Origin of the sequence: Flavobacterium sp., assembly GCF_046073885.1 — a bacterium.
In the GTDB taxonomy this organism is placed as follows: Bacteria; Bacteroidota; Bacteroidia; order Flavobacteriales; family Flavobacteriaceae; genus Flavobacterium.
In genome coordinates this window covers 22,966-49,325 of record NZ_JBJTND010000020.1, presented here as the reverse complement: position 1 = coordinate 49,325, position 26,360 = coordinate 22,966, and the positions used below count along the sequence as shown (strand labels likewise).

23 protein-coding genes are annotated in these 26,360 nt (G+C 34.3%); 12 read left to right on the top strand and 11 right to left on the bottom strand.

All coding sequences use genetic code 11. The features are described from left to right. The first annotated feature begins 242 nt into the window (after nt 1–242). From ACKOWY_RS03115 to ACKOWY_RS03105, 3 genes are all read left to right on the top strand, one after another. Complete coding sequence (locus tag ACKOWY_RS03115) at nt 243–1,673, top strand: peptidylprolyl isomerase (RefSeq protein ID WP_408939980.1); 1,431 nt, start codon at nt 243–245, stop codon at nt 1,671–1,673. A gap of 84 nt (nt 1,674–1,757) precedes the next feature. After that, nucleotides 1,758–2,711: an AAA family ATPase gene (locus tag ACKOWY_RS03110; protein ID WP_408939979.1), complete on the top strand. Its 954-nt coding sequence runs from the start codon at nt 1,758–1,760 to the stop codon at nt 2,709–2,711. Between the two features lie 247 nt (nt 2,712–2,958). After that, nucleotides 2,959–5,226, top strand: a complete 2,268-nt coding sequence (locus tag ACKOWY_RS03105) for an aconitate hydratase (RefSeq protein WP_408939978.1) — start codon at nt 2,959–2,961, stop codon at nt 5,224–5,226. Between the two features lie 78 nt (nt 5,227–5,304). Here the strand turns inward: ACKOWY_RS03105 and ACKOWY_RS03100 are convergent, their stop codons facing one another. Both ACKOWY_RS03100 and ACKOWY_RS03095 read right to left on the bottom strand, forming a co-directional pair. Next, nucleotides 5,305–6,753 carry a glyceraldehyde-3-phosphate dehydrogenase gene (locus tag ACKOWY_RS03100; protein WP_408939984.1) on the bottom strand — a complete coding sequence of 483 codons (1,449 nt, stop codon included), beginning with the start codon at nt 6,751–6,753 and terminating at the stop codon, nt 5,305–5,307. 155 nt (nt 6,754–6,908) lie between these two features. Next, nucleotides 6,909–8,300 (bottom strand): trypsin-like peptidase domain-containing protein, encoded by a 1,392-nt coding sequence (locus tag ACKOWY_RS03095; RefSeq protein ID WP_408939977.1) that lies wholly within the window; start codon nt 8,298–8,300, stop codon nt 6,909–6,911. A gap of 149 nt (nt 8,301–8,449) precedes the next feature. Here ACKOWY_RS03095 and dapF point away from each other — a divergent pair, with 149 nt between their 5' ends. From dapF to ACKOWY_RS03070, 5 genes are all read left to right on the top strand, one after another. Then, the gene (gene dapF, locus ACKOWY_RS03090) at nt 8,450–9,226 is read left to right on the top strand and encodes a diaminopimelate epimerase (RefSeq protein WP_408939976.1); all 777 of its coding nucleotides are present in this window, start codon (nt 8,450–8,452) and stop codon (nt 9,224–9,226) included. A gap of 4 nt (nt 9,227–9,230) precedes the next feature. Continuing rightward, a complete protein-coding gene (locus tag ACKOWY_RS03085; protein ID WP_408939975.1) occupies nt 9,231–9,755 on the top strand; it encodes a GNAT family N-acetyltransferase in 525 nt (174 codons plus the stop codon). 29 nt (nt 9,756–9,784) lie between these two features. Further along, nucleotides 9,785–10,819: an endolytic transglycosylase MltG gene (gene mltG, locus ACKOWY_RS03080; protein ID WP_408939974.1), complete on the top strand. Its 1,035-nt coding sequence runs from the start codon at nt 9,785–9,787 to the stop codon at nt 10,817–10,819. 3 nt (nt 10,820–10,822) lie between these two features. Next, nucleotides 10,823–11,737, top strand: a complete 915-nt coding sequence (locus tag ACKOWY_RS03075) for a DUF2279 domain-containing protein (protein WP_408939973.1) — start codon at nt 10,823–10,825, stop codon at nt 11,735–11,737. 97 nt (nt 11,738–11,834) lie between these two features. Then, nucleotides 11,835–12,467, top strand: coding sequence for a peptidoglycan-binding protein LysM (locus ACKOWY_RS03070; protein ID WP_408939972.1), 633 nt, complete (start codon nt 11,835–11,837; stop codon nt 12,465–12,467). Between the two features lie 8 nt (nt 12,468–12,475). On the opposite strand, the gene ACKOWY_RS03065 is transcribed toward ACKOWY_RS03070, so the two are convergent. From ACKOWY_RS03065 to dnaA, 3 genes are read right to left on the bottom strand one after another with little or no spacing between them, the layout of a single operon-like run. Then, complete coding sequence (locus ACKOWY_RS03065; protein ID WP_408939971.1) at nt 12,476–13,198, bottom strand: SAM-dependent methyltransferase; 723 nt, start codon at nt 13,196–13,198, stop codon at nt 12,476–12,478. Continuing rightward, nucleotides 13,198–13,665 carry a low molecular weight protein-tyrosine-phosphatase gene (locus ACKOWY_RS03060; RefSeq protein ID WP_408939970.1) on the bottom strand — a complete coding sequence of 156 codons (468 nt, stop codon included), beginning with the start codon at nt 13,663–13,665 and terminating at the stop codon, nt 13,198–13,200. Before ACKOWY_RS03060 ends, ACKOWY_RS03065 begins: the two co-directional genes overlap by 1 nt. 50 nt (nt 13,666–13,715) lie before the next feature. Next, nucleotides 13,716–15,143 carry a chromosomal replication initiator protein DnaA gene (gene dnaA, locus ACKOWY_RS03055; RefSeq protein ID WP_408939969.1) on the bottom strand — a complete coding sequence of 476 codons (1,428 nt, stop codon included), beginning with the start codon at nt 15,141–15,143 and terminating at the stop codon, nt 13,716–13,718. A gap of 186 nt (nt 15,144–15,329) precedes the next feature. On the opposite strand from dnaA, the gene ACKOWY_RS03050 reads away from it, so the two are divergent. After that, nucleotides 15,330–15,731: an acyl-CoA thioesterase gene (locus tag ACKOWY_RS03050; RefSeq protein WP_408939968.1), complete on the top strand. Its 402-nt coding sequence runs from the start codon at nt 15,330–15,332 to the stop codon at nt 15,729–15,731. Nucleotide 15,732: 1 nt separating this feature from the next. On the opposite strand, the gene ACKOWY_RS03045 is transcribed toward ACKOWY_RS03050, so the two are convergent. The 3 genes from ACKOWY_RS03045 to ribD are packed head-to-tail and all read right to left on the bottom strand — an operon-like array spanning nt 15,733 to nt 17,969. Then, complete coding sequence (locus tag ACKOWY_RS03045; protein WP_408939983.1) at nt 15,733–16,392, bottom strand: IMPACT family protein; 660 nt, start codon at nt 16,390–16,392, stop codon at nt 15,733–15,735. After that, a complete protein-coding gene (locus ACKOWY_RS03040) occupies nt 16,361–16,969 on the bottom strand; it encodes an HAD family hydrolase (protein ID WP_408939967.1) in 609 nt (202 codons plus the stop codon). Before ACKOWY_RS03040 ends, ACKOWY_RS03045 begins: the two co-directional genes overlap by 32 nt. Further along, nucleotides 16,947–17,969 (bottom strand): bifunctional diaminohydroxyphosphoribosylaminopyrimidine deaminase/5-amino-6-(5-phosphoribosylamino)uracil reductase RibD, encoded by a 1,023-nt coding sequence (ribD, locus tag ACKOWY_RS03035; RefSeq protein WP_408939966.1) that lies wholly within the window; start codon nt 17,967–17,969, stop codon nt 16,947–16,949. Before ribD ends, ACKOWY_RS03040 begins: the two co-directional genes overlap by 23 nt. Before the next feature lie 49 nt (nt 17,970–18,018). On the opposite strand from ribD, the gene ACKOWY_RS03030 reads away from it, so the two are divergent. Together ACKOWY_RS03030 and prmC are read left to right on the top strand one after the other, a co-directional pair. Beyond that, a complete protein-coding gene (locus ACKOWY_RS03030) occupies nt 18,019–18,495 on the top strand; it encodes a GNAT family N-acetyltransferase (RefSeq protein WP_408939965.1) in 477 nt (158 codons plus the stop codon). A gap of 7 nt (nt 18,496–18,502) precedes the next feature. Beyond that, nucleotides 18,503–19,363 (top strand): peptide chain release factor N(5)-glutamine methyltransferase, encoded by an 861-nt coding sequence (gene prmC / locus ACKOWY_RS03025; RefSeq protein WP_408939964.1) that lies wholly within the window; start codon nt 18,503–18,505, stop codon nt 19,361–19,363. A gap of 27 nt (nt 19,364–19,390) precedes the next feature. Here the strand turns inward: prmC and ACKOWY_RS03020 are convergent, their stop codons facing one another. After that, nucleotides 19,391–20,635, bottom strand: a complete 1,245-nt coding sequence (locus ACKOWY_RS03020) for an ABC transporter permease (RefSeq protein WP_408939963.1) — start codon at nt 20,633–20,635, stop codon at nt 19,391–19,393. Between the two features lie 190 nt (nt 20,636–20,825). On the opposite strand from ACKOWY_RS03020, the gene hisS reads away from it, so the two are divergent. After that, on the top strand, nt 20,826–22,184 hold the full coding sequence (gene hisS, locus ACKOWY_RS03015) for a histidine--tRNA ligase (protein ID WP_408939962.1): 1,359 nt from the start codon (nt 20,826–20,828) through the stop codon (nt 22,182–22,184). A gap of 47 nt (nt 22,185–22,231) precedes the next feature. On the opposite strand, the gene gpmI is transcribed toward hisS, so the two are convergent. Then, complete coding sequence (gene gpmI, locus ACKOWY_RS03010) at nt 22,232–23,749, bottom strand: 2,3-bisphosphoglycerate-independent phosphoglycerate mutase (RefSeq protein WP_408939961.1); 1,518 nt, start codon at nt 23,747–23,749, stop codon at nt 22,232–22,234. A 125-nt stretch (nt 23,750–23,874) separates the two neighbouring features. Continuing rightward, nucleotides 23,875–26,301 carry a DUF5916 domain-containing protein gene (locus ACKOWY_RS03005; RefSeq protein ID WP_408939960.1) on the bottom strand — a complete coding sequence of 809 codons (2,427 nt, stop codon included), beginning with the start codon at nt 26,299–26,301 and terminating at the stop codon, nt 23,875–23,877. Nucleotides 26,302–26,360 lie beyond the last annotated feature (59 nt).

The window sequence follows — 26,360 nt, the reverse complement described above, 5'->3', positions numbered from 1 at the left end:
CAATAAAACAAATAGTAAAAGTTCTTTTCAAAACGTTTTCTGCAATTCCCTACTAATTTTTTGTTAATAGTACTTATAGTACTTGCATTCTCTAATTGAATTGTTATTTTTGTTGGCAATAATAAATTTCGGCTTCTGTAGTTTGTACTAGAAGTGCGTTTAACTTGAGAAAATATCAGGTTGCAATAACTAAAATCTGGTCTTACTAGGTTTTAGAAGTATTAAAAAATAAAAAATAAGCAATGCTATTTCAATTACCATCTATTACCTCTTTTATGAATAAGAAAGTGCTTTCTTTTTTCTTGGTTCTTTTTTCTGTAGTAACTTTAACAGCCCAAGAGGTTATTAAAGAGCAACCCGCAAAAGAAGCTCCAAAAACAAACTCATCTAAAAAATTGAAAGTAGATGGTGTTATTGCTACCGTGGGAGATTATATCATCTTAGATTCGGATATTGATAAAGCCTATTTGGAGATTTCAAGTCAAGGAGGTTCTGTCAAAGATATCTCAAGATGTCAGATGTTAGGAAAACTAATGGAAGATAAATTGTATGCACACCAAGCGGTACAAGATAGTGTTAAAGTAACCGATTCTGAGGTGAAAGCCTTAATGGACGAGCGTTTGAACTACATGACAGAGCAATTGGGTTCTATGGACAAAGTGGTGAGCTACTACAAGAAAAATAACGAAGAAGAATTTAGAACTTACTTTTTTGATATTTTAAAAGAAAACAAGCTAACATCCGAAATGCAAAAGAAAATTGTAGACGATGTGCAAATTACACCTGAGGAAGTGCGTAACTTCTTTAAGAAAATACCAAAAGATGAATTGCCTGTTTTCGGTGCAGAAATGGAAGTAGCCCAAATTGTGGTAAAACCTAAAATTTCGGATGCTGATAAACAAAAAGTAATTGATCGTTTGAATGGTTTCAAAAAAGAAATTCAAGAAGGTTCTAGTTTTGCTACCAAAGCCGTTTTGTACTCGCAAGATCCCGGTTCTAGATCCAGTGGAGGGTTTTACAAAATGAATCGAAAAACGCCCTTTGTAAAAGAATTCAAAGATGTGGCATTCAGTTTAGCCGAAGGAGAGATTTCGGCACCTTTTGAAACAGAATATGGGTATCACATTATATATGTAGAGAAAATAAAAGGACAAGAAATCGAGTTGCGTCATATTTTATTGGCTCCTAAAGTTACTGAGGAATCCATGCAAGAAGCAAAAGAAAAAATCGCGTTGATTCGTAAACGTATTGTGGACAAGGAAATTACTTTTGCGGAAGCAGCGAGAACCATGTCTGACGAAAAAGAAACTAGAACTAACGGAGGAACTTTAATCAATCCTAAAACACAGGATACTCGTTTTGAGTTGACTAAAATGGATCCAAGTTTGTATGCGCAAGTGTCTAATTTGAAAGAAAACGAAATTTCATCTCCAATTCCCGAAGAGTTGCAAGAAGGAAAAAAACAATACAAATTAGTTACTGTAACGAATAGAATTAATGAGCATACTGCCGATTATGCAAAGGATTATACTAAAATCAAAGAGTTGGCTTTGAAAGAAAAACAAATCAAGGCGATTGCAAAATGGTTTGATGAAAAAATCAAATCTACTTATATTAAAATTGTTGGAGAATACAGAGATTGTGTGTTTACCAATAACTGGTTGAAAAAATAAAATTTTTAAATAAATCCAAAAAGAGTTAGCTTTATGACACTAAAATCATGTTGCTAACTCTTTTTAATTTAAACTATTTTGGGAATGTCTGATGTAGCTGCTATACATAACTTAGTTCAAAAACGAACTGCTCTTAAAAAAGAAATTGCTAAAATCATTGTGGGGCAAGATGCCGTGATTGACCAAATTGTATTGGCTATTTTTTCAGGTGGACACGCGTTATTGGTGGGGGTGCCGGGATTGGCAAAAACCCTGATGGTAAATACGTTGGCACAAGCCTTAGGATTGGATTTCAAACGCATTCAGTTTACGCCAGATTTAATGCCTTCGGATATTTTGGGAAGTGAAATTTTGGATGAAAACAGACAATTCAAATTTATAAAAGGACCTGTTTTTTCGAACATCATCTTGGCTGATGAAATCAATAGAACGCCTCCAAAAACCCAAGCTGCTTTGCTGGAAGCTATGCAAGAACGTGCGGTAACTATTGCAGGGCATCAATACCAATTGGACTTGCCGTATTTTGTATTGGCAACCCAAAATCCCATCGAGCAAGAAGGAACCTATCCTTTGCCAGAGGCGCAGTCGGATCGATTCATGTTTGCCATTAAGTTAGAATATCCCACTTTTGAAGAAGAAGTTCAAGTGGTAAAACAAACCACTTCAGATGTAAAAACTGAAGTGCAAGCGCTATTTTCTGCTCAAGAAATTATCGATTTCCAACACCTAATCCGTCGTATTCCAGTAGCAGATAATGTGATTGAATATGCGGTTGCTTTGGTAGCTAAAACACGACCTGATAATTCATTGACTACTGATTTTGTGAAAAATTATTTGGATTGGGGGGCAGGGCCAAGAGCTTCGCAAAATTTGGTTTTGGCAGCCAAAGCGCATGCTGCTTTTAACGGAAAGTTCTCCCCAGATATTGAAGATGTTAAAGCGGTTGCTGTTGGAATTCTTCGCCATAGAATTATCAAAAACTACAAGGCGGATGCAGAAGGAATCACAGAAGAAATGATTATCAATAAATTATTATAAAAGATATTTTATACAATTTGAAACCCTAACCAAAAATCTGGTTAGGGTTTTTTGTTTTCTGTTGATTTCTTAAATAAATCAACATTTTTCATTATTTGACTATTAAAATGCTATTTTGATAAAAAATGCATATCAAAAATGGCTTTTTCGCAAATTATTCAAATCAAAGAACTTATTTGACTAATTATTTTTAAAAACTTAACCGATTTTGTAAATTTGCTAAACAAACAAATAAACCTATATTATTATGGCTTTTGATATTCAAATGATTGAAAAAGTATATGCGTCAATGGCTTCCCGCGTGGATAAAGCAAGGGAGTTAGTTGGGCGTCCGCTTACTTTAACAGAGAAAATTTTATACAACCACCTTTGGGATGGTAATCCAACTACAGTATACAAAAGAGGAATTGATTATGTTGATTTCGCACCAGATAGAGTAGCTTGCCAAGATGCAACAGCTCAAATGGCGTTATTGCAATTTATGCATGCCGGAAAGAAAAAAGTTGCCGTTCCTACAACGGTTCACTGTGATCACCTTATTCAAGCTAAAGTAGGTGCCAAAGCTGATTTGGCTGTAGCTACTTCACAATCTAAAGAAGTTTTTGATTTCCTTTCTTCAGTTTCTAATAAATATGGAATTGGTTTCTGGAAACCAGGAGCGGGTATTATTCACCAAGTAGTTTTAGAAAATTATGCTTTCCCTGGTGGAATGATGATTGGTACCGATTCACATACGGTAAATGCAGGTGGATTAGGAATGCTTGCAATTGGTGTTGGTGGTGCTGATGCGGTTGATGTAATGTCGGGTATGGCTTGGGAATTGAAATTTCCAAAATTAATCGGAGTTAAATTAACAGGAAAATTAAACGGATGGACCGCACCAAAAGATGTGATTCTTAGAGTTGCCGATATTCTTACTGTAAAAGGTGGAACTGGAGCCATTGTAGAATATTTTGGAGAAGGAGCAATCAATATGTCTTGTACTGGTAAAGGAACTATTTGTAATATGGGTGCCGAAATTGGTGCAACCACTTCTACATTTGGTTACGATGATTCAATGAGAAGATATTTAGCTTCTACTGGTCGTCAAGATGTAGTGGATGCTGCCGATAAAGTTGCGTCTTACTTAACTGGTGATGCTGAAGTTTATGCTAATCCAGAATCGTATTTTGACCAAGTAATTGAAATTAATTTATCAGAATTAGAGCCTTATATCAACGGACCTTTTACTCCAGATAGAGGAACTCCAGTGTCTAAAATGAAAGAAGAAGCTTCTAAAAATGGTTGGCCTCTAAAAGTAGAATGGGGATTAATTGGTTCTTGTACCAACTCATCTTACGAAGATATGGCGCGTGCAGCTTCAATTGTAGAGCAAGCTGTCGCTCACGGAATTACTCCAAAAGCAGAATTCGGAATCAATCCTGGTTCAGAGCAAGTGCGTTACACGATTGAAAGAGATGGCATCATTGCTACTTTTGAAAAAATGGGAACTAAAGTATTTACAAATGCTTGCGGACCATGTATCGGACAATGGGATAGAGAAGGAGCAGACAAAGGTGAAAAAAATACTATCGTGCATTCGTTTAACAGAAACTTCTCAAAACGTGCCGATGGAAATCCAAATACACATGCATTCGTAACATCACCAGAAATGGTTGCGGCATTAGCAATTTCGGGAGATTTATCTTTTAATCCGTTAACGGATACTTTATTGAACGATAAAGGTGAAGCGGTGAAATTCAATCCACCTACAGGTGATGAATTACCAAATAAAGGATTTGCTGTAGAAGATGCAGGTTTTCAAGCGCCTGCTGCCGATGGAAGTGGAGTAGAAGTAGTGGTTTCTGAAACTTCAGACCGTTTACAATTACTTGCTCCTTTCGATGCTTGGGATGGTAAAAATTATACCGGAGCTAAATTATTAATTAAAGCTTTTGGTAAATGTACAACCGACCATATTTCAATGGCAGGTCCATGGTTACGCTTCCGCGGACATTTAGATAATATTTCTAATAACATGTTGATTGGTGCTGTAAATGCTTTCAATCAAGAAGCAAATAAAGTTAAAAATCAATTAACCGGAGAATATGCTGCAGTTCCGGCTGTTGCAAGAGCTTATAAAGCTGCCGGAGTTCCATCAATTGTTGTTGGAGATCAAAACTACGGAGAAGGATCTTCTCGTGAGCATGCTGCAATGGAGCCTCGTTTCTTAGGTGTGAAAGCGGTATTGGTAAAATCATTTGCTCGTATTCACGAAACCAATTTGAAAAAACAAGGTATGTTAGCATTAACATTTGCTAACGAAGCTGATTACGACAAAATTCAAGAAAACGATACGTTTGATTTTGTAGATTTAACAAGCTTTGCTCCTGGAAAACCATTAACAATAGAAATCACTCATGGAGATGGTTCTAAAGAATCAATCTTGGCAAATCATACTTATAACGATAGCCAAATTGGATGGTTCAAAGCAGGTTCAGCATTAAATTTAATTGCTGCTGCAGGAAACGCTTAATTAGTTTTTCTATTATAAAACAAAAACTCCCAAGTACTACTTGGGAGTTTTTTATTTGAATTAATAATTAGCTACCTACTAATAATAAGTATATCTTCTCACTTTTGCAATGTATTTAGCCAAACGAATTACTTGGTGGCTGTAACCATATTCGTTGTCATACCAAACATATAAAACAATATTTGTTCCGTCGTTGGAAACAATGGTGGCATTACTATCAAAAATAGAAGGTGCCGATGTGCCCACAATATCCGAAGAAACCAATTCGTTATTTAAGGAATATTTTATTTGCTCTACTAATTCTCCTTCTAGGGCATAATGTTTCATGATGTTGTTTACCTCTTCAATCGAAGTAGATTTTCCAACTTCAAGATTCAATACAACCAAAGATCCATTAGGAACAGGTACACGAATGGCATTAGAAGTCAGTTTTCCAGCCAAGCTTGGTAATGCTTTTGCAACGGCACTTCCTGCGCCAGTTTCTGTAATTACCATATTTAAGGCTGCAGCTCTTCCACGACGGTATTTTTTATGCATGTTGTCTACTAAATTCTGGTCGTTGGTATAGGCGTGAATAGTTTCAAGATGTCCTTTTACAACCCCTAGTGTATCTTCAACTGCTTTTAATATTGGTGTTATAGCATTGGTTGTACATGATGCAGCAGAAAAAATGGAAACTTCATCCGGATTAAAATCATTATGATTTACCCCATATACAATATTTGGAACTCCTTTTCCAGGAGCAGTTAGTAAAACTTTTTCTACCCCTTTCGAAGTCAAATGGCGTTGTAAGGCTTCCTCAGTTGTAAATGCCCCGGTATTGTCAATAACCAAAGCATTATCAATACCATATTGGGTGTAATCAATTTCTTCAGGTGAATTGGCTGTAATTACATGAACCGTAGTTCCATTGATAAGTAAGGCGTTATTTTCGATATCTGCTGAAACCGAACCCTGAAAATCTCCATGAACCGAATCATATTGTAATAAAGAAGCTCTTTTTTCTAAAGATTGGGCGTCATTTCGGTCGCGAGTTACAATTGCTCTTAATCTTAGTTGTTGCCCTTTTCCAATTTTGCCCATCATTTCGCGTGCTAATAATCGGCCAATTCTACCAAAGCCATAAAGCACCACATCTTTTGGAGTAATTTCCTCAGAGTTTTTGGAATCTTTTAATTTATCTATAACAAAGGCTTTCGCATCATTGTATTTATTATCATCCAAATGGTATTCATATGTTAACTTTCCAATGTCAATTCGCGCCGGAGGAAGATCTAAATTTAAAATCGCTCTCGCAATTTCAACCGTATCAAATACATTTATTGGTTTTTGAACAAATTCACCAGCATACTCGTGCAAGTTCATGATGTTGCTTACTGTGGTATCAATTAATTGATTTCTAAAGAAAATTAATTCGATAGATTTATCATACCATAAATCATTAATGATTTTGATAAATTCAACTCCCGCTTTTCTTCGATCTGCTTGAAGTGAAAGTTCTTTTTCGTACAAATTGTTGTAGTTCATGTAAAGTAATAATGTAGTTAGAAGTGTGTTTTCAGTGAAATTTGGTGCAAAAATAAGCAACTATATCGTTTTCGTAAAATATTTTATTACTTTTTTCAATAAAAAAAACCGCCAACAAACTGTTGACGGTTTCTCAAACCCAATATTATAATTAATTAAATGATGATGCGTATTATTTGACCAATTTTATTGATCATCTCAATGCTTACTCCTTCATTTTCTCTTTTGTCGTTCGCCAATTTTGAAACCGTTTCTACATCGGTAGCCTTAGTTCCGTCAATGGTAAGAATGATGCTTCCCGAAAGTTCATTTTCATAGGGTTTTAATCGGTCGTTAGTGACTTCTTTAATTTTTACTCCATAGTCAATTTTATAACGTCTCTTGTCTGTTGCATCAATATTTTCTAATTCCAATCCTTTGAAATCAGTATTAATAATGTCATTTTTTACCAAAGTAACCGGGATAACCATATTTCTTCCATCTCTTAATATCGTAACATTGATTTTGTCATTCGGTCTTTTGGTGCTGATGTATCCGGTTAATTCAGGAAAACTTGTAATGGTTTGGCTGTCTAATTTTAAAATTACATCTCCTTTATGTAATCCCGCTTTTTCGGCGCCCGAATTTTTTAAAACTTTTGAAATGTAGTATCCTTGAGTTTCTTTTAATCCTAATTCTTTAGAAGTTTGGCCATTAATTTCATTTCCAACAATTCCTAAAGCACCTCGTTGCACATTACCGAATTCCATAATGTCTTCAATGATTTTACGAGTGATGTTAGACGGTATTGCAAATGAATATCCTGCATAACTTCCAGTTGGCGAAGAAATCATGGTATTTATTCCAATTAATTCACCTCGCGTATTTACTAAGGCACCACCAGAATTTCCTGGGTTTACTGCTGCATCCGTTTGAATAAAGGATTGAATTCCATTGGTGTCTAAATTTCTGGCTTTCGCCGAAACGATGCCCGCCGTTACCGTTGAAGTTAAATTATACGGATTCCCAACAGCCAATACCCATTCGCCCACTTTTACTTGATCCGAATCTGCAAAAGTAGAATACGGAAGTTTATCCTCCGAATCAATTTTTAATAAGGCAATATCCATTTTTGCATCGGTACCAATAAGTTTGGCTTTGTATACTTTTTTATTGTTTAAAGTAACTTCCAGTTCGGTTGCGTCTTTAATCACATGGTTGTTGGTTACGATATAACCGTCTTCCGAAATAATTACTCCCGATCCAGTTCCAATTTGTTCTTGTTGCTGACTTCCGCCATTACTTCCATAAAAAAACTGCATAATCGGATTGTAAACTGTTCGCACCGAAACATTTTTTACGTGAACTACGGTGTGAACTGCATTTTCTGCTGCTGCTGTGAAGTCAATATTTTCGGCACCCATTCCAACCGTTCTAGTGTAGTTTTCTGGTGCTGTTGTAATAATTGACTTTCGTCCAAAATTACTTTCAAATAATAATTTATAACCTCCAAGAGTAGTTGCTCCACTAAATAAAGCTACTAATAATAAGCTCGAATATCTTTTCATGTCTTTTTGTTTTAAATTATGTTAAGTAAAATTATATATTTTTATTTTTAAAAAAAATGCTTTAACGCTCGTTTAACAATCTTTAACTTATCATTAATAATTGTAACTTTGCTTTGAAAAATAGTATTTAACTAGTAATCATTCTACAAATGAAATTTCACAAATACCAAGGCACAGGCAATGATTTTATTATGATTGACAATAGATTGGGATTTTTTCCAAAGGAATCTGTTGCACTTGTTGAAAAGTTATGCGATAGAAGATTTGGTATTGGTGCAGATGGTTTGATACTTTTAGAAAATGATGCCGATACCGATTTTCGAATGGTGTATTACAATTCAGATGGAAACCAAAGCTCCATGTGTGGTAACGGTGGAAGGTGCCTTGTTGCTTTTGCAAAAAGCCTCGGAATAATTAATGATAAAACCACTTTCATAGCTACAGACGGATTACACCATGCTACGATTCTAGAAAATGGTTCGGTTTCGCTACAAATGAAAGACGTTCAAGAAGTGAAAATAGAAGCAGATTATATTTTTCTAAATACAGGTTCTCCGCATCATGTTACTTTGGTGAATGATATTCAAAACCTAGATGTTAAAAAAGAGGGTGCCGCTATTCGTTATTCTGATTTATATGGAAAAGCCGGTAGTAATGTGAATTTTGTAAGTCAATTAAGTGAAAACAATTTCCGATTACGAACCTACGAACGGGGCGTAGAAGACGAAACACTTTCTTGTGGAACTGGTGCCACAGCTACAGCAATAGCTATGAATGCTATCGGAAAAACAAATTCGAATGAAATAGCAATTGATGTTGAAGGTGGTAAACTTAAAGTTTCTTTTGAAAAAACCAATACAGGATACGAAAATGTGCTATTAGAAGGACCTGCCACTTTTGTTTTTGAAGGAGAAATAGAAATCTAAATTTATGACACTAACCGGATCACATATTTATCTCCGCGCTCTTGAACCCGAAGATTTGGATTTTATTTATCAAATTGAAAATGATGAATCCATTTGGGAGGTGAGTAATACACAAACTCCCTACAGTAAATTTTTGATTCGACAATATTTAGAAAATGCCCACCAAGATATTTATGAAGCCAAACAATTACGACTGGCAATTTGTATTAAGGAGTCGGATACTGCAATTGGTCTCATCGATTTATTTGATTTTGATCCCAAAAATAAAAGAGCTGGAATCGGAATCGTAATACAAAATGATAAAGACAGAAGTAAAGGTTTTGGTAAAGAAGCCTTGGGATTACTAATTGATTACTCCTTTAAACAATTGCAATTACACCAACTTTATGCAAATATTGGTTCAGAGAATGTATCAAGTTTAAACCTTTTTACTACTTTTGGATTTCAAAAAATTGGAGTCAAAAAAGATTGGATTTACATCAATAATGCCTTTCAGGATGAATTATTTGTTCAATTGATTAATTCTTAAATTGCCCTAACCCTAAAATAGATTTTATTTTGAACACAAAGTTTAAAACCCTTTTATTATCTGCTGCTGGTGTATTTTTAGTTATCACCATTATCGTTTATAGCAAATATTTTACAAGTAATACTAAAGGTCTTTCAAAGGAAATTTACATTGAAATTCCTACAGGTTCTAACTTTGTTAAAGTGCTGGAATTGGTTTCGCCCTACATTGATAACACCAATAATTTTAAATTCATGGCAGGTGTTCGTTCTTATGATGAAAATGTTAAGCCAGGTCGCTTTTTATTAAAAGAGGGGATGAGTAGTTTTGGGTTGGTTTCTGCATTGAGAAGAAATATGCCAGTAAATCTAGCGTTTAATAATCAAGAGCGCTTAGAAAATTTGTGTGATCGAATTAGCTCACAAATAGAACCGGACACTACAAAATTACTTTCTGTTTTTAGAGATTCTCTGTTTTTAAAACAAAATGGCTTCACTAAAGAAAATGTGATTGCCATGTTTATTCCAAATTCTTATGAGTTTTATTGGAATGTTTCTGCAGAGAAATTTAGAGATAAAATGCTTAAAGAATATAAAAAATTCTGGACTTTAGAGCGTTTAATAAAAGCAAAAAAACTAGGTTTGACTCCTGTTGAAGTCATGACACTCGCTTCAATAGTTCATAAAGAAACGGTTAAGAAAGACGAGCGCCCTAAAGTAGCGCGCGTTTATTTAAATAGATTGGCTCAAGGAATGCCACTTCAAGCCGATCCTACAATTATCTATGCTGTAAAACTTAAAAACAATAATTTCGATCAAATTATTAAACGAGTTTTATATGCCGATTTAAGTATCCATTCACCTTACAATACTTATGTAAATACCGGTTTGCCTCCGGGGCCAATTGCTATGCCAGATATTACGGCTATTGATGCGGTTTTATCCCCAGACGACAATAATTACATATATTTTTGTGCAAGTGTGGAGCGTTTTGGCTACCATGAATTTGCTGCCACCTATGAAGAGCATCAAGTTAATGCAAAAAAATATTCTACTTGGTTGAATAGCACCGGAACCAACCGATAAAAGTTGAAAAAATCAGTTTTATTATTTGCTTTTTTATTGTTGCATTTTCAATTTGTATTAGCACAAAGTGAATTGCAATCCTTTTTACAACCTTCCGATACACTAAATCAAACTCGATTAAAAGGGGTGGTTCTTTCAGAGGGAGTTCTCGCTTCGGGAGCATTAATTGGTTTAAATCAACTTTGGTATGCAGACTATCCTCATGCTAATTTACATTCAATAAATGATAATGATGAATGGCTTCAAATGGATAAGGCCGGACATTTATTTTCTTCCTATCATATGGGAGCCTTCGGTTATAATGCTTTGCATTGGTCGGGTTGCAGTAAGAAAAGTAAATTAATTTATGGCGCAACTATTGGATTGGCTTTTATGAGTGTCGTTGAGGTTTTTGATGGCTATTCTGCAGAATGGGGTTATTCCTGGGGAGATATGTTCGCCAATGCATCGGGTACTGCTTTATTTGTTTCTCAAGAATTGCTATGGAACGAACAACGTATTACTCCAAAATTTTCTTTTCATGCCACTGAGTACGCAAGTATTCGTCCCAATGTTTTGGGATCCTCATTAAGTGAGCAAATTTTAAAAGATTATAACGGACAAACCTATTGGCTTTCTGCAAATGTGGGTTCCTTTTTTAAATCCTCCAAAATTCCAAAATGGTTGAATGTTGCTGTTGGTTATGGAGCAGAGGGAATGTTGACCGGAAATGTTGAAAATAACACTGCTTTTTCTTCTTTAGAAACTAAAAGATGCCGACAATTTTACCTTAGTTTGGATGCCGATTTGACTAAAATTAAGACAAAATCACACTTTTTGAGCACTTTTTTTTCAATTTTTAATTCGATAAAAATTCCTGCTCCAACCCTAGAAATAAGCACTTTACAAGGAATTAAGTTTCACTATTTGTACTTCTAAAATCCTTAACTGCTTGATTTTCAATTTTATTTAAAAATAAGTTGTATATTTGCCCCGTCAATATCAAGATGGTGACAGCGCTTGGAAATTACAATTTATGATAAATAAATGGTTGTTTTACATAGGAATCGTTCTAATTGTAGGTTATATTAGTTCTGCTTTTAAGCCTTCAGAAGAGTTAAATAATAAACGATTTTATGTAAGCCAAAAGGAGGAATTGTTATATCAATTCCCATCCGAAAATCCATCCGATTATTTTCACCAATCCCTACCTTTTATCGGAAAACACTTCATCGGTTTTAAAGAAGCCATTGCAACTCGCGAATCTTTAGGTCAATATCATTTAGTAAATTCACTAGGATATATGGGTAAATACCAATTTGGTTCTGATGCTTTGCGCTTTTTTGGTATTAAAAGTAATTCTGCTTTTTTAAATTCACCCGAGTTACAAGAAAAAGCATTCGTAGCTTTAATAAAATATAATAAATACAAACTTCAAGATATTATTGAAGAATACAGAGGAAAGACTATTGATGGTGTTCGTGTAACCGAATCTGGAATACTTGCTGCGGCTCACTTAGGAGGCGCCGGATCTATAAGAAGATTCTTGGAGTCTAATGGTAAAAAAAGATGTAGAGACGGTTATGGAACTTCGGTAAAAAGTTATTTGAGAAAATTTGGAGGTTACGAAACCCACAATATTAAACCAGACAGCAGCCCTAAAGTTTAGTTTTTAGTTTACGTTTTGTGTAAAATAAAAATTGTTGGTCTATTGTGAAGATCTACTTTAACTCTTTTCCATTCACTTACCCTAAAGGTTTTGATGTATTCTGTTGGTAATGTAATATCAGTGGCAATACACAGGTGCGTATTTGGATGAAGAGTTTGCAACAAATCCTCCATTAATTTATTGTTTCTATAGGGAGTTTCAATAAACAGTTGTGATTGATTTTTGTCTTGAGATAATTTTTCGAAATTTTTTAAAGCCGATTTTTTCTCCGATTTATCAATAGGAAGATAGCCGTTGAATGCAAAACTTTGCCCATTCATACCAGATGCCATCATTGCCAATAAAATAGAGGAAGGTCCTACTAGAGGCACAACTTGAATTCCTTTTTCGTGAGCTAATTTAACAATTGCCGCACCCGGATCTGCAACACCAGGACAACCCGCTTCACTCATTAATCCAATATTAATTCCTTTTAAACACGGTTGAAGCATTTCGTTGTGTTCACTAATGTCGGTGTGCTTATTAAGCGTGCTTAGTAGTAAGGAAGATTGTATCTTTTCTGGGAAAACTGCTCGGATGCTTTTACGAGCTGTTTTTTCATTCTCAACGATGTAATGGTCTACGGTCTCAATTACTCTTTTAACTAATTGTGGTAAAACTTCTTCGGCATTGCTTTCACCTAGAGTTGTTGGTATGAGATATAATTTCCCTTTAAGGTTTGGGGTATTCATTACGCGTGTTTTGCAATTAGTTTTTTTGCAAGCAAATCGGTGGCTTCGTCAAGCATATCGTAAACCATGTCAAAGCCATTTTGTAATCCATAATAAGGATCAGGAACATCTACATTATCACCAGGAAAAAGCTCTTCTAAAATTAGTTTTACTTTTTCTTTTTGTTGATCTGATGGTGCCAATGCAATTACATTGTCATAATTGCTGCCATCCATAACATAGATGTAGTCAAATTCATCAAAAAAATCTGAAGTAAAATGTTTTCCTTTTTGATTCGAAATATCGATGCCGTGTTTTTTTGCAGTGGCAATAGATCGATGATCGGGTTGTTTGCCAATATGCCAAGATCCAGTTCCAGCAGAATCAACAAGAAATTTATCTTTAGGGAGTTTAGAGGCCAAGATACCTTCTGCCAAGGGAGATCGGCAAATATTTCCTAAACATACCATTACAATTTTGATTGGCATAGCTATATTTTCTATCTCCTTCAAAAGGAAAAGTTAGAAATGAACTGAAATTATAGAGATAATTTTTTATGAATATCTTCTACAAATTTTTTGAATTGCTTATCGGTAGAAACAAGATTGTCTACAGTTTTACAGGCATGAAGCACGGTAGCGTGATCTCTATCTCCAATTTGCGATCCAATATTTGCCAAAGAAGCTTTTGTAAACTTTTTAGCAAAGAACATAGCCAATTGTCTTGCTTGAACTACATGGCGCTTTCTTGTTTTAGATTGTAAAGTATCTAAATCCAATTGGAAATAATCGGAAACCACTTTTTGAATGTAATCTATAGAGATTTCGCGTTTCACATTCTTCACAAACTTCTCTACAATGTTTTTGGTAAGTTCTATTGTAACTTCTTTTTTATTGAAAGAAGATTGTGCAATTAATGAAATGATAGCACCTTCAAGTTCACGAACATTCGTTTTAATGTTTTGGGCAACATATTCAATAATTTCATTTGGCATTTCAACGCCATCACGATACAGAATGTTCTTTAAGATAGAAACTCTTGTTTCGTAATCTGGTTGGTGTAACTCGGCAGAAAGACCCCATTTGAAACGAGATAATAATCGTTGTTCAATGTCTTGCATGTCAACAGGTGCTTTATCCGAAGTAAGGATAACTTGTTTCCCGTTTTGGTGCAAGTAATTGAATATGTGGAAAAACACATCTTGTGTTCCTGTTTTACCTGATAAAAATTGTACATCATCAATGATTAATACATCAATCAATTGGTAAAAATGAATAAAATCATTTCGGTTGTTTTTCTTAACCGAATCTATGTATTGTTGTGTAAATACCTCTGCAGAAATGTATAAAACGGTTTTCTCAGGATATTTATCTTTAATTTCAACTCCAATAGCGTGTGCTAAGTGTGTTTTTCCTAAACCTACTCCTCCAAAAATTAATAATGGATTGAATGAAGTTCCACCCGGTTTATTGGCAACAGCCATACCTGCAGATCGTGCTAAACGATTGGAATCTCCTTCAAGGAAATTATCAAAACTATAGTTAGGATTTAATTGCGATTCAATTTTTAAATTTCTAATTCCCGGAATTACAAAAGGATTTTTTAACTCTGGATTTAAATTTTTAAAAGGTGCATCAACTTCTTGTGATTTAATTGGGCTGCGGTGAGCACTTGGTAATTGTTCTGTAAATGGTTGTTTATTGCCATAAGTGTTCTCCATTTTAATTTTATAGAGTAACTTTGCGTTTTTTCCAAGTTCTTTAGTTAAAGCGACCTTTAATAATTTAACGTAATGTTCCTCAAGCCATTCATAAAAGAATTTGCTAGGAACTTGAATATATAATGCATTATCTGATAATTCAACAGATTTAATAGGTTCAAACCAAGTTTTGTAGGCCTGTTCTTGGATGTTGTCTTTTATGAAAAGTAGACAATTTTCCCAAACTGATTGCGCAGTTTTGCTCATATTCTTACTAAAATTACTAAATTATATTATGGTCTTTAAACAGATGAAAAAGAAATTTCTTTCTGTTTTTTTTGGGGTAACAAATATGTGGATAAAAATCCATTAAAAAAAATATTTTGCTATGGTTTTTTAAAAAAAAATGTTGTATAGAGTTATTGTTAATTAGATAAAAAGTAAAAATTTAAGATGAACGAACATAAAGTAGAAGTAAGAGTTAGATATGGGGAAACCGATCAAATGGGAGTAGTATATCATGGAAGTTATGTACCCTATTTTGAGATAGGTCGTGTGGAATGGCTTAGAAACAAAGGAGTTTCCTATAAAGACATGGAACAAAACGGTATTGCATTGCCAATTGTTTCCATGCATCTTAATTATAAAAAGCCGGCTCGTTACGATGATGTGTTAACCATTTCAACCAAATTAAAAAATCACAGCGGAGTGAAGATTGAGTTTGATTGCGAAATCCATAATGAAAATGAGGAGTTATTAACAACAGCCCATTTTATTTTGGTTTTTGTTGATGTAAAAACAGGTAGACCAACGCAACCGCCCCAGTATATTTTAGATGTAATTTATGCAGAATAAGTTATTCTACTTTTTTGATGTTGATTTCAAACATTGAATTGAAAATTTCAAATACATTTTCTGCATTTTTTTTTCGGGTTGAAATGATAATTTCACATCCTAAATCCATTTTTTGAGTTTCAATTTCGATGTTTTTTTCTTTAATCACACGCATGACTTTGTTCATGTTTTTGTAATCAAAAGTAATGGAGTAGGTAACGTTGATTGTTTTTTCAATTATTTCAGATGCCTCCAAGGCCATTTGAGCTGCGGTTCGATAAGCTGTAATTAATCCTCCAACTCCTAATTTTACGCCTCCAAAATAACGCACAACCACCACTAATATATTGGTTAATCCAAAAGATTGAATTTGTCCGTAAATCGGCGTTCCTGCAGTATTGTTGGGTTCGCCATCATCATTTGCTCGATATTGGATGGTTTCGGTTCCTATTTGAAAAGCATAACAATTATGCACGGCGCTATAGTGCTGCTTTTTTAACTGTTCCAAATGATTTTTTATTTCCTCCTCATTGGTTACAGGAAATGCATAACCAAAAAATTTACTATTTTTTTCTTTAAATAAAATTTCCTCCGAGGCAAAAGCTATTGTTTTGTAGGTGTCTTGCAATGATTGAAAAATAATGATAATACTAAAATGGAAGGTGTTTTTGTTTAAATAAATCAACTACATCTTCTTGTCCAACTTGTAAATTCCAAACATGCAAACCTAGATTTTGTGCGGCATCCGTATTTATTTTTTTATCATCAACAAATAGGGTGTTTTTTGGATTTAAATTATTCTTATTAATAATATAGGAGTAAATTGATTCTTCAGGTTTTCGCATCCCCATTTCATAGGAATAATAAACTTTTTCAAAACATTGATAAAAATCGCTGAAGAACGAAGTGCCTACATTTTGTTCAAAATAGTTGATGTGAATTTCATCGGTATTGGTCAGTAAGAACAACTTATATTTATAAGATAATAATTGTAAAAACTCCAATCGATATAAAGGAAAATCGCCTATTATGGTATTCCAAGCGTCTTTTATTTCACTTAAACTAGCGTTAGGGATGTATTTTTGAAACGATTCTAGAAATTCTTGCTCCGTTATTTTTCCCTTCTCAAATAAATCGTTTTTAGATATTAAATCTTCATTGGGTGTAGTTAAACCGAGCTTATTAAATGCTTCAACTTGTGCTTCTTTTTCTAGATTGAGAAAAATATCTCCAAAATCAAAAATGATGGTTGTTATCATGATTTCTAAAAGTTACTAGTTCATCCTCTATTAATTGTGTTTTATTTGAATTTGCAATTTTAATTTGGGGTGCATTCACGCCATTTTTAAATGAAATTCCTCCTTTAAACACCCTTGCTTCATCCCATAAATTTGAATCAATGAAAGTTTGCAAGGTTTGAGCTCCACCTTCAATAAGCACCGATTGAATGTTTTGTTCATATAAAAATGAAGCAACATGAAATGCTAGATTTTCATCAAACGGAATTTCGTTCGAACCAATTGAAATAGTTTTTGCCTGATTATCAAAGATATGACTTTCTTTTGAAATTTTATTATTTTGATCTAAAACTATTCGAATCGGATTGTTTCCCGACCAGTTTCTGGTAGTTAAAGCAGGATTATCTTCCAAAACCGTGTTCGTTCCAACTAAGATAGCCTGTTCTTCGCTTCGCCATTTATGAACCAATTGCCGCGAAATTTCATTGGTTATCCAAACGGGTGCTTTTTTTTCTTTAGTAACAGGAGCAATAAAACCGTCTTTGCTCTCCGCCCATTTTAATAGAATATAAGGTCTCTTTTTTGTATGAAAAGTAAAAAAGCGTTTGTTTAATTCGTTGCATTCGTCTTCTAAAATTCCTACAGTAACAGTTGCCCCCGCTTCAATTAATTTTTTTATCCCATTTCCTGCCACTTTTGCAAATGGATCAACTGTTCCGATGACTACATTTGGGATTTTATTTGCAATAATTAAATCACTGCAAGGCGGAGTTTTTCCAAAATGACTGCAGGGTTCTAAACTCACATAAATGGTAGCTTTTGAAAGTAATGATTTGTCTTTAACCGATTGAATAGCATGAACTTCGGCGTGCGGACCTCCTGCCTTTTGATGCCAACCTTCACCAATAATTTGGTCATTATACACAATTACGCTACCTACCAAAGGGTTAGGATAAGTCGTGCCCAAGCCATTTTTGGCAAGTTCAATACAGCGTTGTATGTATTTTTCATGTATCTTCACACCACAAAAATAAGTCTTTTTGATTTTAGAATGTTAGACGATTTAGTTTATGTTACTCCGAGAAATAAAAAAAGAAGATAATCCTCAAATAGCCACTGTTATTCGCGAGGTTTTTATTATTGAAAACTATCCAAAAACAGGAACTGCTTTTGCTGATGTGCAATTGGACTTTATGTTTGAAGCCTATCAAAGTGCTAAGTCAATTTATTTTGTGATTGAAGAAAATAATAAAATTGTTGGAGGTGCCGGAATCAATCAATTGGATCATTCTGATGAAAATATCTGTGAGTTACAAAAAATGTATTTCTTGCCAGAGGCTCGAGGTAGAGGATTCGGTTTGCAACTCATTCAAAAATGTTTGGCGAAAGCCAAAGAATTTGGCTATGAAAAGTGCTATTTAGAAACATTGCCTGTAATGTTAAATGCGCAAAATTTATATAAAAAAGTTGGTTTTGAATACCTTTCCGAACCACTTGGCGGAACAGGTCACACCAGTTGTCCGGTATGGATGATAAAACAATTATAATTAACTGATGCTATTAAAAACCTTCAAATCCAAAATGCTAACTGCGCTTTCTTCCATTTATGATGAGCAAGAAATTGAAAGTTTTTTTTATCTGTTATTGGAAAGTTATCAGGGTAAAAAATGCATCGATTTAGCGTTGAATCCAGATATGGAAATGGATGCTTTGCAATTGATTCAATGGGAAAGCGCCTTATCAGAATTATTAAATCAAAAGCCCATACAATATATAATAGGTGCGACCGAATTTTATGGATTGCCATTTATGGTTAATGAAAACACCTTAATTCCAAGGCCCGAAACCGAAGAATTAGTCGAATGGATTGTAGCCGAAAGTCGGGAGTCAGCTCCGGGAAGTCTGAAAATTCTCGATATAGGAACGGGGTGTGGTTGTATTGCAATTTCCTTGGCTAAAAACTTACCAAATGCTGAAGTTTTTGCTGTGGATGTTTCCGAAAAGGCGCTGGCTGTTGCCAAAAAAAACGCAGATACCAATAAGGTGAAAGTGAATTTTATTCAGGCAGATATTTTAAAAATTAACGATTTGGTAGAACTTTCAACTCATTTCGACATAATAGTTTCCAATCCGCCTTATGTGCGCCATCTTGAAAAAGCGGAAATCAAACCCAATGTGTTGGAATATGAACCTCATTTGGCTTTGTTTGTGGAAGATTCCGATGCCTTACTTTTTTATCGAAAAATAGCGGAATTAGCTAACCAAAATCTTGTTGAAAAAGGAAAGTTGTTTTTTGAAATCAATCAATATTTAGGAAAAGAAACACTACAATTGCTAGAAAAATTTGGTTTTAATTCTACTGAATTAAAGAAAGATATTTATGGTAACGATCGAATGACTCGAAGCGAAAAATAAGTACAACTTTTGTTTTCCAACTACAATTTACTCGTAACGCAATGCTTCAATAGGATCAAGCTTAGAGGCTTTTATTGCAGGATATAATCCGGAGACTAACGCCACAATAAAACTGGTAATTACCGCAGCCAATATAGCTCCCCACGGAATTACAAAGCCAAACTCCATTACGGTAGCCATTAAATATCCTACCAATATTCCGAAGATAATTCCAACAAAACCACCAATTTGACCAATTAACAGGGTTTCCATAAAAAATTGCCAAGCAATTGTTTTGCGTTTGGCACCCAATGATTTTCGAACTCCAATTTCTCGAGTTCTTTCGGTTACCGAAACAATCATAATATTCATTAAGGCTATAGAAGAACCGAGTATGGTAATAATTCCGATTATCCATGCAGAAATACTTAAAACGCCAGTCATTTCGGCAATTCGGTTAACCAAATCATCGCTTCGCGAAATACCAAAATTATTTTCCTCCACCGGATTGAGTTTTCTAATTTGTCGCATGGTAACAGTTGCATTATCTACAGCGGCTTCAAAAAACTCTTTTTTATCAACCATAGTACTTATGGTATAGTTAATGCTGGGAGCAGAAAACAAGGAACGAGCCACCTGAATTGGAATCAAAACTCGTAAATCTTGATTGTTTCCAAAGGTGGAACCTTTTTCTTTTAATACACCAATCACTTTAAATTTAGCCCCTCGAATGGAGATTATTTTATCAATAGGATTTACGTCTTTTAAGAGTCCTTTGGTCGCAAAATCACTACCAACAATACAGGTGTAAGTATTGTTTGAAATATCAAAACCATTAAAATTTCGACCTTGAGTCACTTCAAAACCATTGTTAGCAGTAAAATATTCATCCACACCCAAAACAGCTATTTCAGGATCTGTTTTTTCATTATCAAATTTTACTTCGGCTCTTCCGGTAGCAGTAAAGGATAGTGAAGTTCTTGTGAAAGGGTAATTGAATTTTTCTTTGTAAGCTTTTGCTTCAGGATAAGAAATAATCGGATTGATTTTTTCAACTTCATCGCCTCCTTGGTTTCGGGTTCTAAATTCATACTGATTAATACTAAATGTATTCGAACCCATTGAAGCAAACTTAGAATTTAAAGTATAATCAATTGCAGAAACCACTGTAAGAATACCCACTAATGCAGTAATTCCGATAGCAATAATTACAATAGTAAGTACCGTCCGTAATAGTTGTGCTCGAATAGAACCAAGCGCAATCTTGATATTTTCTTTAAAAACTCCTTTCATAATCTCTATTTGACACGAATTTACGGATTTTGTTACAAGTTTGTGTCATAACAATTATAAAATAGTTTAAAAATTTAGATATTTGCAGAGGAATTTGAATTTTACTCTAGTAAATGTTGGAAGACGGAAGTTGGAAGGTGTAAAAAGGGTAATTTCTGACTTCCAAATACCAACTTCTAACAAATTTAAAATGGCATCCAAACCAAGTATACCCAAAGGGACACGCGATTTTTCACCTGCTGAGGTTTCTAAGCGGAATTATATTATTTCGGTTATTCGAAATCACTTTGAAAATTTTGGTTACCAGCCAATTGAAACTCCGAGTTTTGAAAATTCAGACACCCTTATGGGTAAATATGGTGAAGAAGGCGATCGCTTGATTTTTAAAATATTGAATTCGGGAGACTATTTAGATAAAGTTTCATCTGAAGAATTGGCGACCTTAAATTCAAAGCAACTTACCGGTAAAATTTCCGAAAAGGCACTTCGTTATGACTTGACTGTGCCCTTTGCAAGATATGTAGTGCAGCACCAAAGCGAAATTGAGTTTCCGTTTAAGCGGTATCAAATTCAGCCAGTATGGCGTGCCGACCGTCCTCAAAAAGGAAGGTTTAGAGAATTTTATCAATGTGATGCCGATGTGGTGGGTTCTACTTCATTGTGGCAAGAAGTCGAATTGGTTCAGTTGTATGATGCAGTTTTTTCCGAATTAGGATTGAATGGGGTGACTATTAAAATAAATAACCGCAAAATCTTATCGGGGATTGCTGAGGTGATTGGCGCTTCTGATAAATTAATTGATTTTACAGTTGCCCTAGATAAATTAGATAAAATTGGTGAGGAGGGCGTTAAAAAAGAAATGCTTGAAAAAGGAATTTCAGAATCAGCAATTCAAAAAGTACAGCCTTTATTCAACTTCACTGGAACCTTATTAGAAAAAATCGAAAAATTATCTGCTTTACTTTCCTCTTCAGAAGAAGGTAAAAAAGGAATTGAAGAGCTGCAATTTATTTGTGAAAATGTATCTAAATTAGGTTTAAAAAAAGCAATTTTAGATTTGGATGTTACTCTTGCACGTGGATTAAATTATTACACCGGAGCCATATTTGAAGTGGCAGCACCTAAAGAAGTTGCAATGGGCTCAATAGGTGGAGGAGGTCGTTATGATGATTTAACCGGAATTTTTGGTTTGAAAAATATGAGTGGTGTAGGAATTTCTTTTGGTTTAGACCGAATTTATTTGGTTGTTGAAGAACTAAATTTATTTCCAGAAACAGTGACTTCAAGTTCTAAAGTTTTGTTTTTAAATTTTGGTGATGACCAAGCTTTTGCTGCGTTGCAAGCCATTCAAAAATTGAGAGCCCAAAATATTAAATCGGAATTATATCCGGATGCTTCTAAAATTGACAAACAATTTAAGCATGCCGAAAAAAGAGGAATTCCGTTTGTGGTTAAAGAAATTTCGGGCGATTTATTTACTTTAAAAAATATTGTATCCGGTGAACAAGTTCAAGTTACTTTAGAAGAATTAATTTGCAAATTAAATTAGTATTCGTAGCATAAATAAAAAAGCCTCCTAAATGGAGGCTTTTTATTTTATAATAAAGAATGTCTTGTCATGGCTTCAGGTTGTGCAACCCCCATTAAATCTAATATAGTAGGAGCGATATCACCCAAAACACCATCGTGAATGTTTTTCAATTCGTTGTCTACCAATATAATCGGCACCGGATTCGTGGTGTGTGCTGTATTTGGTGAACCATCTGGATTAATCATGGTCTCGCAATTTCCATGATCGGCAATAATAATTGTAGTGTAATTATTTGCTAAAGCTGTTTCAACCACTTCTTTTACACAAGCATCTACCGCTTCACATGCTTTGATTGCTGCTTCCATAACTCCGGTATGACCTACCATATCGCCATTGGCAAAATTCAGACACACAAAATCTACTTCACCTTTATTAATTTCGGGAACTAATGCGTCTTTTAATTCATAGGCGCTCATTTCGGGTTGTAAATCGTAGGTAGCCACCTTTGGAGAATTTCTTAATATTCTTGTTTCTCCTTCAAATGGAATTTCTCTTCCACCCGAAAAGAAAAAAGTAACATGAGGGTATTTTTCGGTTTCAGCAATACGAATTTGGGTTTTCCCCGCTTTTTCTAATACTTCACCAAGGGTTTCGGTAATGTTGTCTTTATCGTAAATTACATGTACATTTTGATAGGTGTCATCATAATTGGTCATGGTAACATAGTACAAATTCATTTTATGCATGTTGAATTCGTGTAGGTCTTTTTGAGACAGTACTTCGGTTAATTCTCGTCCTCTGTCGGTTCTGAAATTAAAGAAAATAACTACATCATCTTCTTCAATTTTAGCCAGTGGATTGCCATTTGCATCAACCATTACAAGCGGTTGTAGAAATTCATCAGTTACATTATCAGCATAACTTTTTTGAATACTTTCAACTGCATTTGAACAATGGGTACCTTCATTATGTACCAATAAATCATACGCTAATTTTACTCGTTCCCATCTTTTATCTCGGTCCATTGCATAATAGCGGCCTATTAAGGTAGCAATTTTAGCATTCGAATTTTTGATGTGATTTTCTAAATTGGCTATATCGGTTGCTGCCGATTTAGGATCGACATCGCGACCATCAGTAAACCCATGAATAAATACTTTTTCTAAACCAAAATCTTGCGCCGCATCCAATAATCCATATAAATGAGAGGTGTGGGAATGCACGCCACCATTAGAAACCAACCCTAAAAAATGCACTTTTTTATTGTGGTCTTTCGCATATTGAAAAGCATCTAGTAATGGCTTTTCTTGGTTCATGGTTTTGTTTTGAACGGCCAAATTTATTTTGGCTAAATCTTGATATACAATGCGGCCTGCCCCTAAGTTCATGTGACCTACTTCCGAATTCCCCATTTGGCCTTCCGGTAAGCCTACGTTTAGACCGTCTGTGCGTAACTGAGCATTTGGGTATTTAGTATATAAACTATTTATAAACGGAACGTTAGCATTGTCAATAGCAGATACTTTTGGATCAGGTGATTTTCCCCAACCATCAAGAATCATCAAAATTACTTTCTTATTCATGGTACTTAAATTTCCACAAATATAGTCAATTGCAAAATCGAAAGGGAATAGAATAGCGTTAATTTTAGATAAAATAAACGAAATCGTTTTAGCAATTTTAGTATGAAATAGAAGCGCTATTTATATTAAAACCAATGTTTTGCTCGGTTGTAATCTATAAAATATCGGAAACTAATCGAAACCGTATTATTCAAGCTTTCGGGACGGAATAAATTTTTGAAATTTTGACCATAGTCTTGACTAAAATCTCCCCCAGGATAATAGGTAGAACTGTTTCGATATAAAACCGAAATCTGACTTCCGGGAGCGAACCACCAAGAATAACTTAAATCCAAGTTCCAAGAATTAAAGTAACGGTCTTGATTTGTAGAATAACTTGTGTTTTCTAGTAAATTTCCGTCGTCTTGAAGTGTATAAAATTCATTAGATAAAGCGTAACTCCAATAATGTCTTACTGTTAAGTTAAAATTCATTACGTTATTTACAGAATATTTCCCTTGTAATGAATTACTGAATGTAGTTCGGTTTCTTTTTGCGAAAATAGTGTTTGAATTGGAATCAAATGCTGCCCAACCAATATTGTTATTTTGGTAATTGTAAGAAAAGGTGTAGCTCAAAGATAATTTATCGCTAAAACGGTATCTTGGAGTGATAGAAGCATTGATGTTATAGCGCTCTTTTCCGTCTACAATAGCAACTGCCGGATTGAAATCTACTGCAAATTTTCTATTATAATTGGTAGACAAATAAAACCAAGGATTCACATATTTTGGTTGCAAAATAAATTTCATTTCGTTTTCTGAACGCGGTTCATAAAAATCAGAAATTTTCATTGGTCTAAAATTAAACCCATAACCATAATAATCATTTTTCTTATTTACCGTATTAATGTTAAGCGAAAAGCTTGCATTTTGTAATCGATCGGTTCGGTTATCAAATTCAACATATTCATTTAACCCAATGTAGAAACTATTAAATGTTTTAGTTGGATTTAATATTCGGTAGCTTTGATTTGCATAAAAATCATGATAATGGGTTTGATAATTAATTCCCAAATCATTTGGATCATAGTTTTTAGAGTAATATTCGGTTCCCACTGAATATCTGTATTTTCCGCTTGTTTCAGAAAAATTCAAAGACATTTCATGACCTTTTTTAATTTCTAAAGCTCTAGAATCATTTACATAACTGTATTTAAGATCTCCCGAAAGATTATAAGTGTTTGCCTTTGTATTCAAATCATATACCAAAGCAGATACATTTGCATCTCTAAAATCACCATTTCTTGTAACATTAGTATTTACAAGTGAAACAGATGAGTTTTTTCTAAAGCGTTGATCTAAAACTAAAACATTATAGTTTGCCAAAGGTTCTACTAATTCTTTGCGGCGGTCGCCGGTTACCGTATTTTGAATTTCTGCAAAGGTTTTGTCGGTTACTGCATTTAAAACTCCAATTCCTAAACCGTTTTTTGTTCTACCTGAAATTTTTAGAGCATTTAATAAATTCACATTGGAAGGGTTTTTTATAAACTCCTCATTGGTGTCTAAATTTGCATAGGTTGATGGTCCGCCGCCAATTCTTCTTGAGTAAAAAATGTTTCCTTTATTAAAAAGGTCGGTTCCTTCTGTGAAAAAAGGTCTGTTTTCTGCAAATTGTTGTTCAAACGGACTTAAATTCAAGACCACATTATCAAACACCGTTTGACCAAAATCGGGGATCATAATAGCATCTAATGTAAAGGCATCATTAATACCGTATTTTATATCCAAACCACCTTTTAATTCACCTTTAGTTTGTTGTTGATTACTACTCAAATAATAAGAAGAATAGGGAATCAAGAATAAACGGGTAGGAGTGTCAATATTTTCAATTCCCTCCAATAATCCGGCTTGAACACTTTCGTTGTTGATTTTATTATCTATTAAATTCCATGTAAATTGTTGTCGGTCTCTATTGATATCTCTATAAAAATTTAAACCCCAGGTTTGTTTTTTTTCAGAAGAAAAACGCAAAGCCGCATATGGAATTTTCATTTCTACCACCCAACCATAATTGGTAATCTCAACATGACTATCCCAAATGGCATTCCATGATAAATCTTGATTGCCATTGCTTGTATACATAGCATCAGTTTGAACTCCAGCCGCACTTACCGCAAACCGAGCTTCTTGTTGACTGTCATTATATCCATTAATAAAAACGCCAAAAATATCTGCTGAAGCATCACTATCTCTTGAAGCAAGTTCTTTTCTTATTTTACTTGGCTCATTGTCATAAAGTGTGGCACCAATATAAATAGCGTCATTGTCATAAACCACTTTTACTTCAGTTCTTCTTTCTTTTGGCTCTGTTTTTCCATTATCTGGATTAATCATTAAAAAGTCTTTTGCTATATCAGCTTTTGCCCAAATAGCCTCCGTTAATTTTCCATCTACATTGATTTTCTCATTGCAGAATTGGGTGTGTAAGGTTTTTTTTGGAGCTTGTGAATAGCCTAGCGAACTAATTAATGCTATAAAAAGTATATAGTAGGTTTTGTTTTTTTGCATGGTAAAATTTATGGGTGCAAAATTAATTTTCTTGTTGTATAGTAGTCAAAAAAAATAGT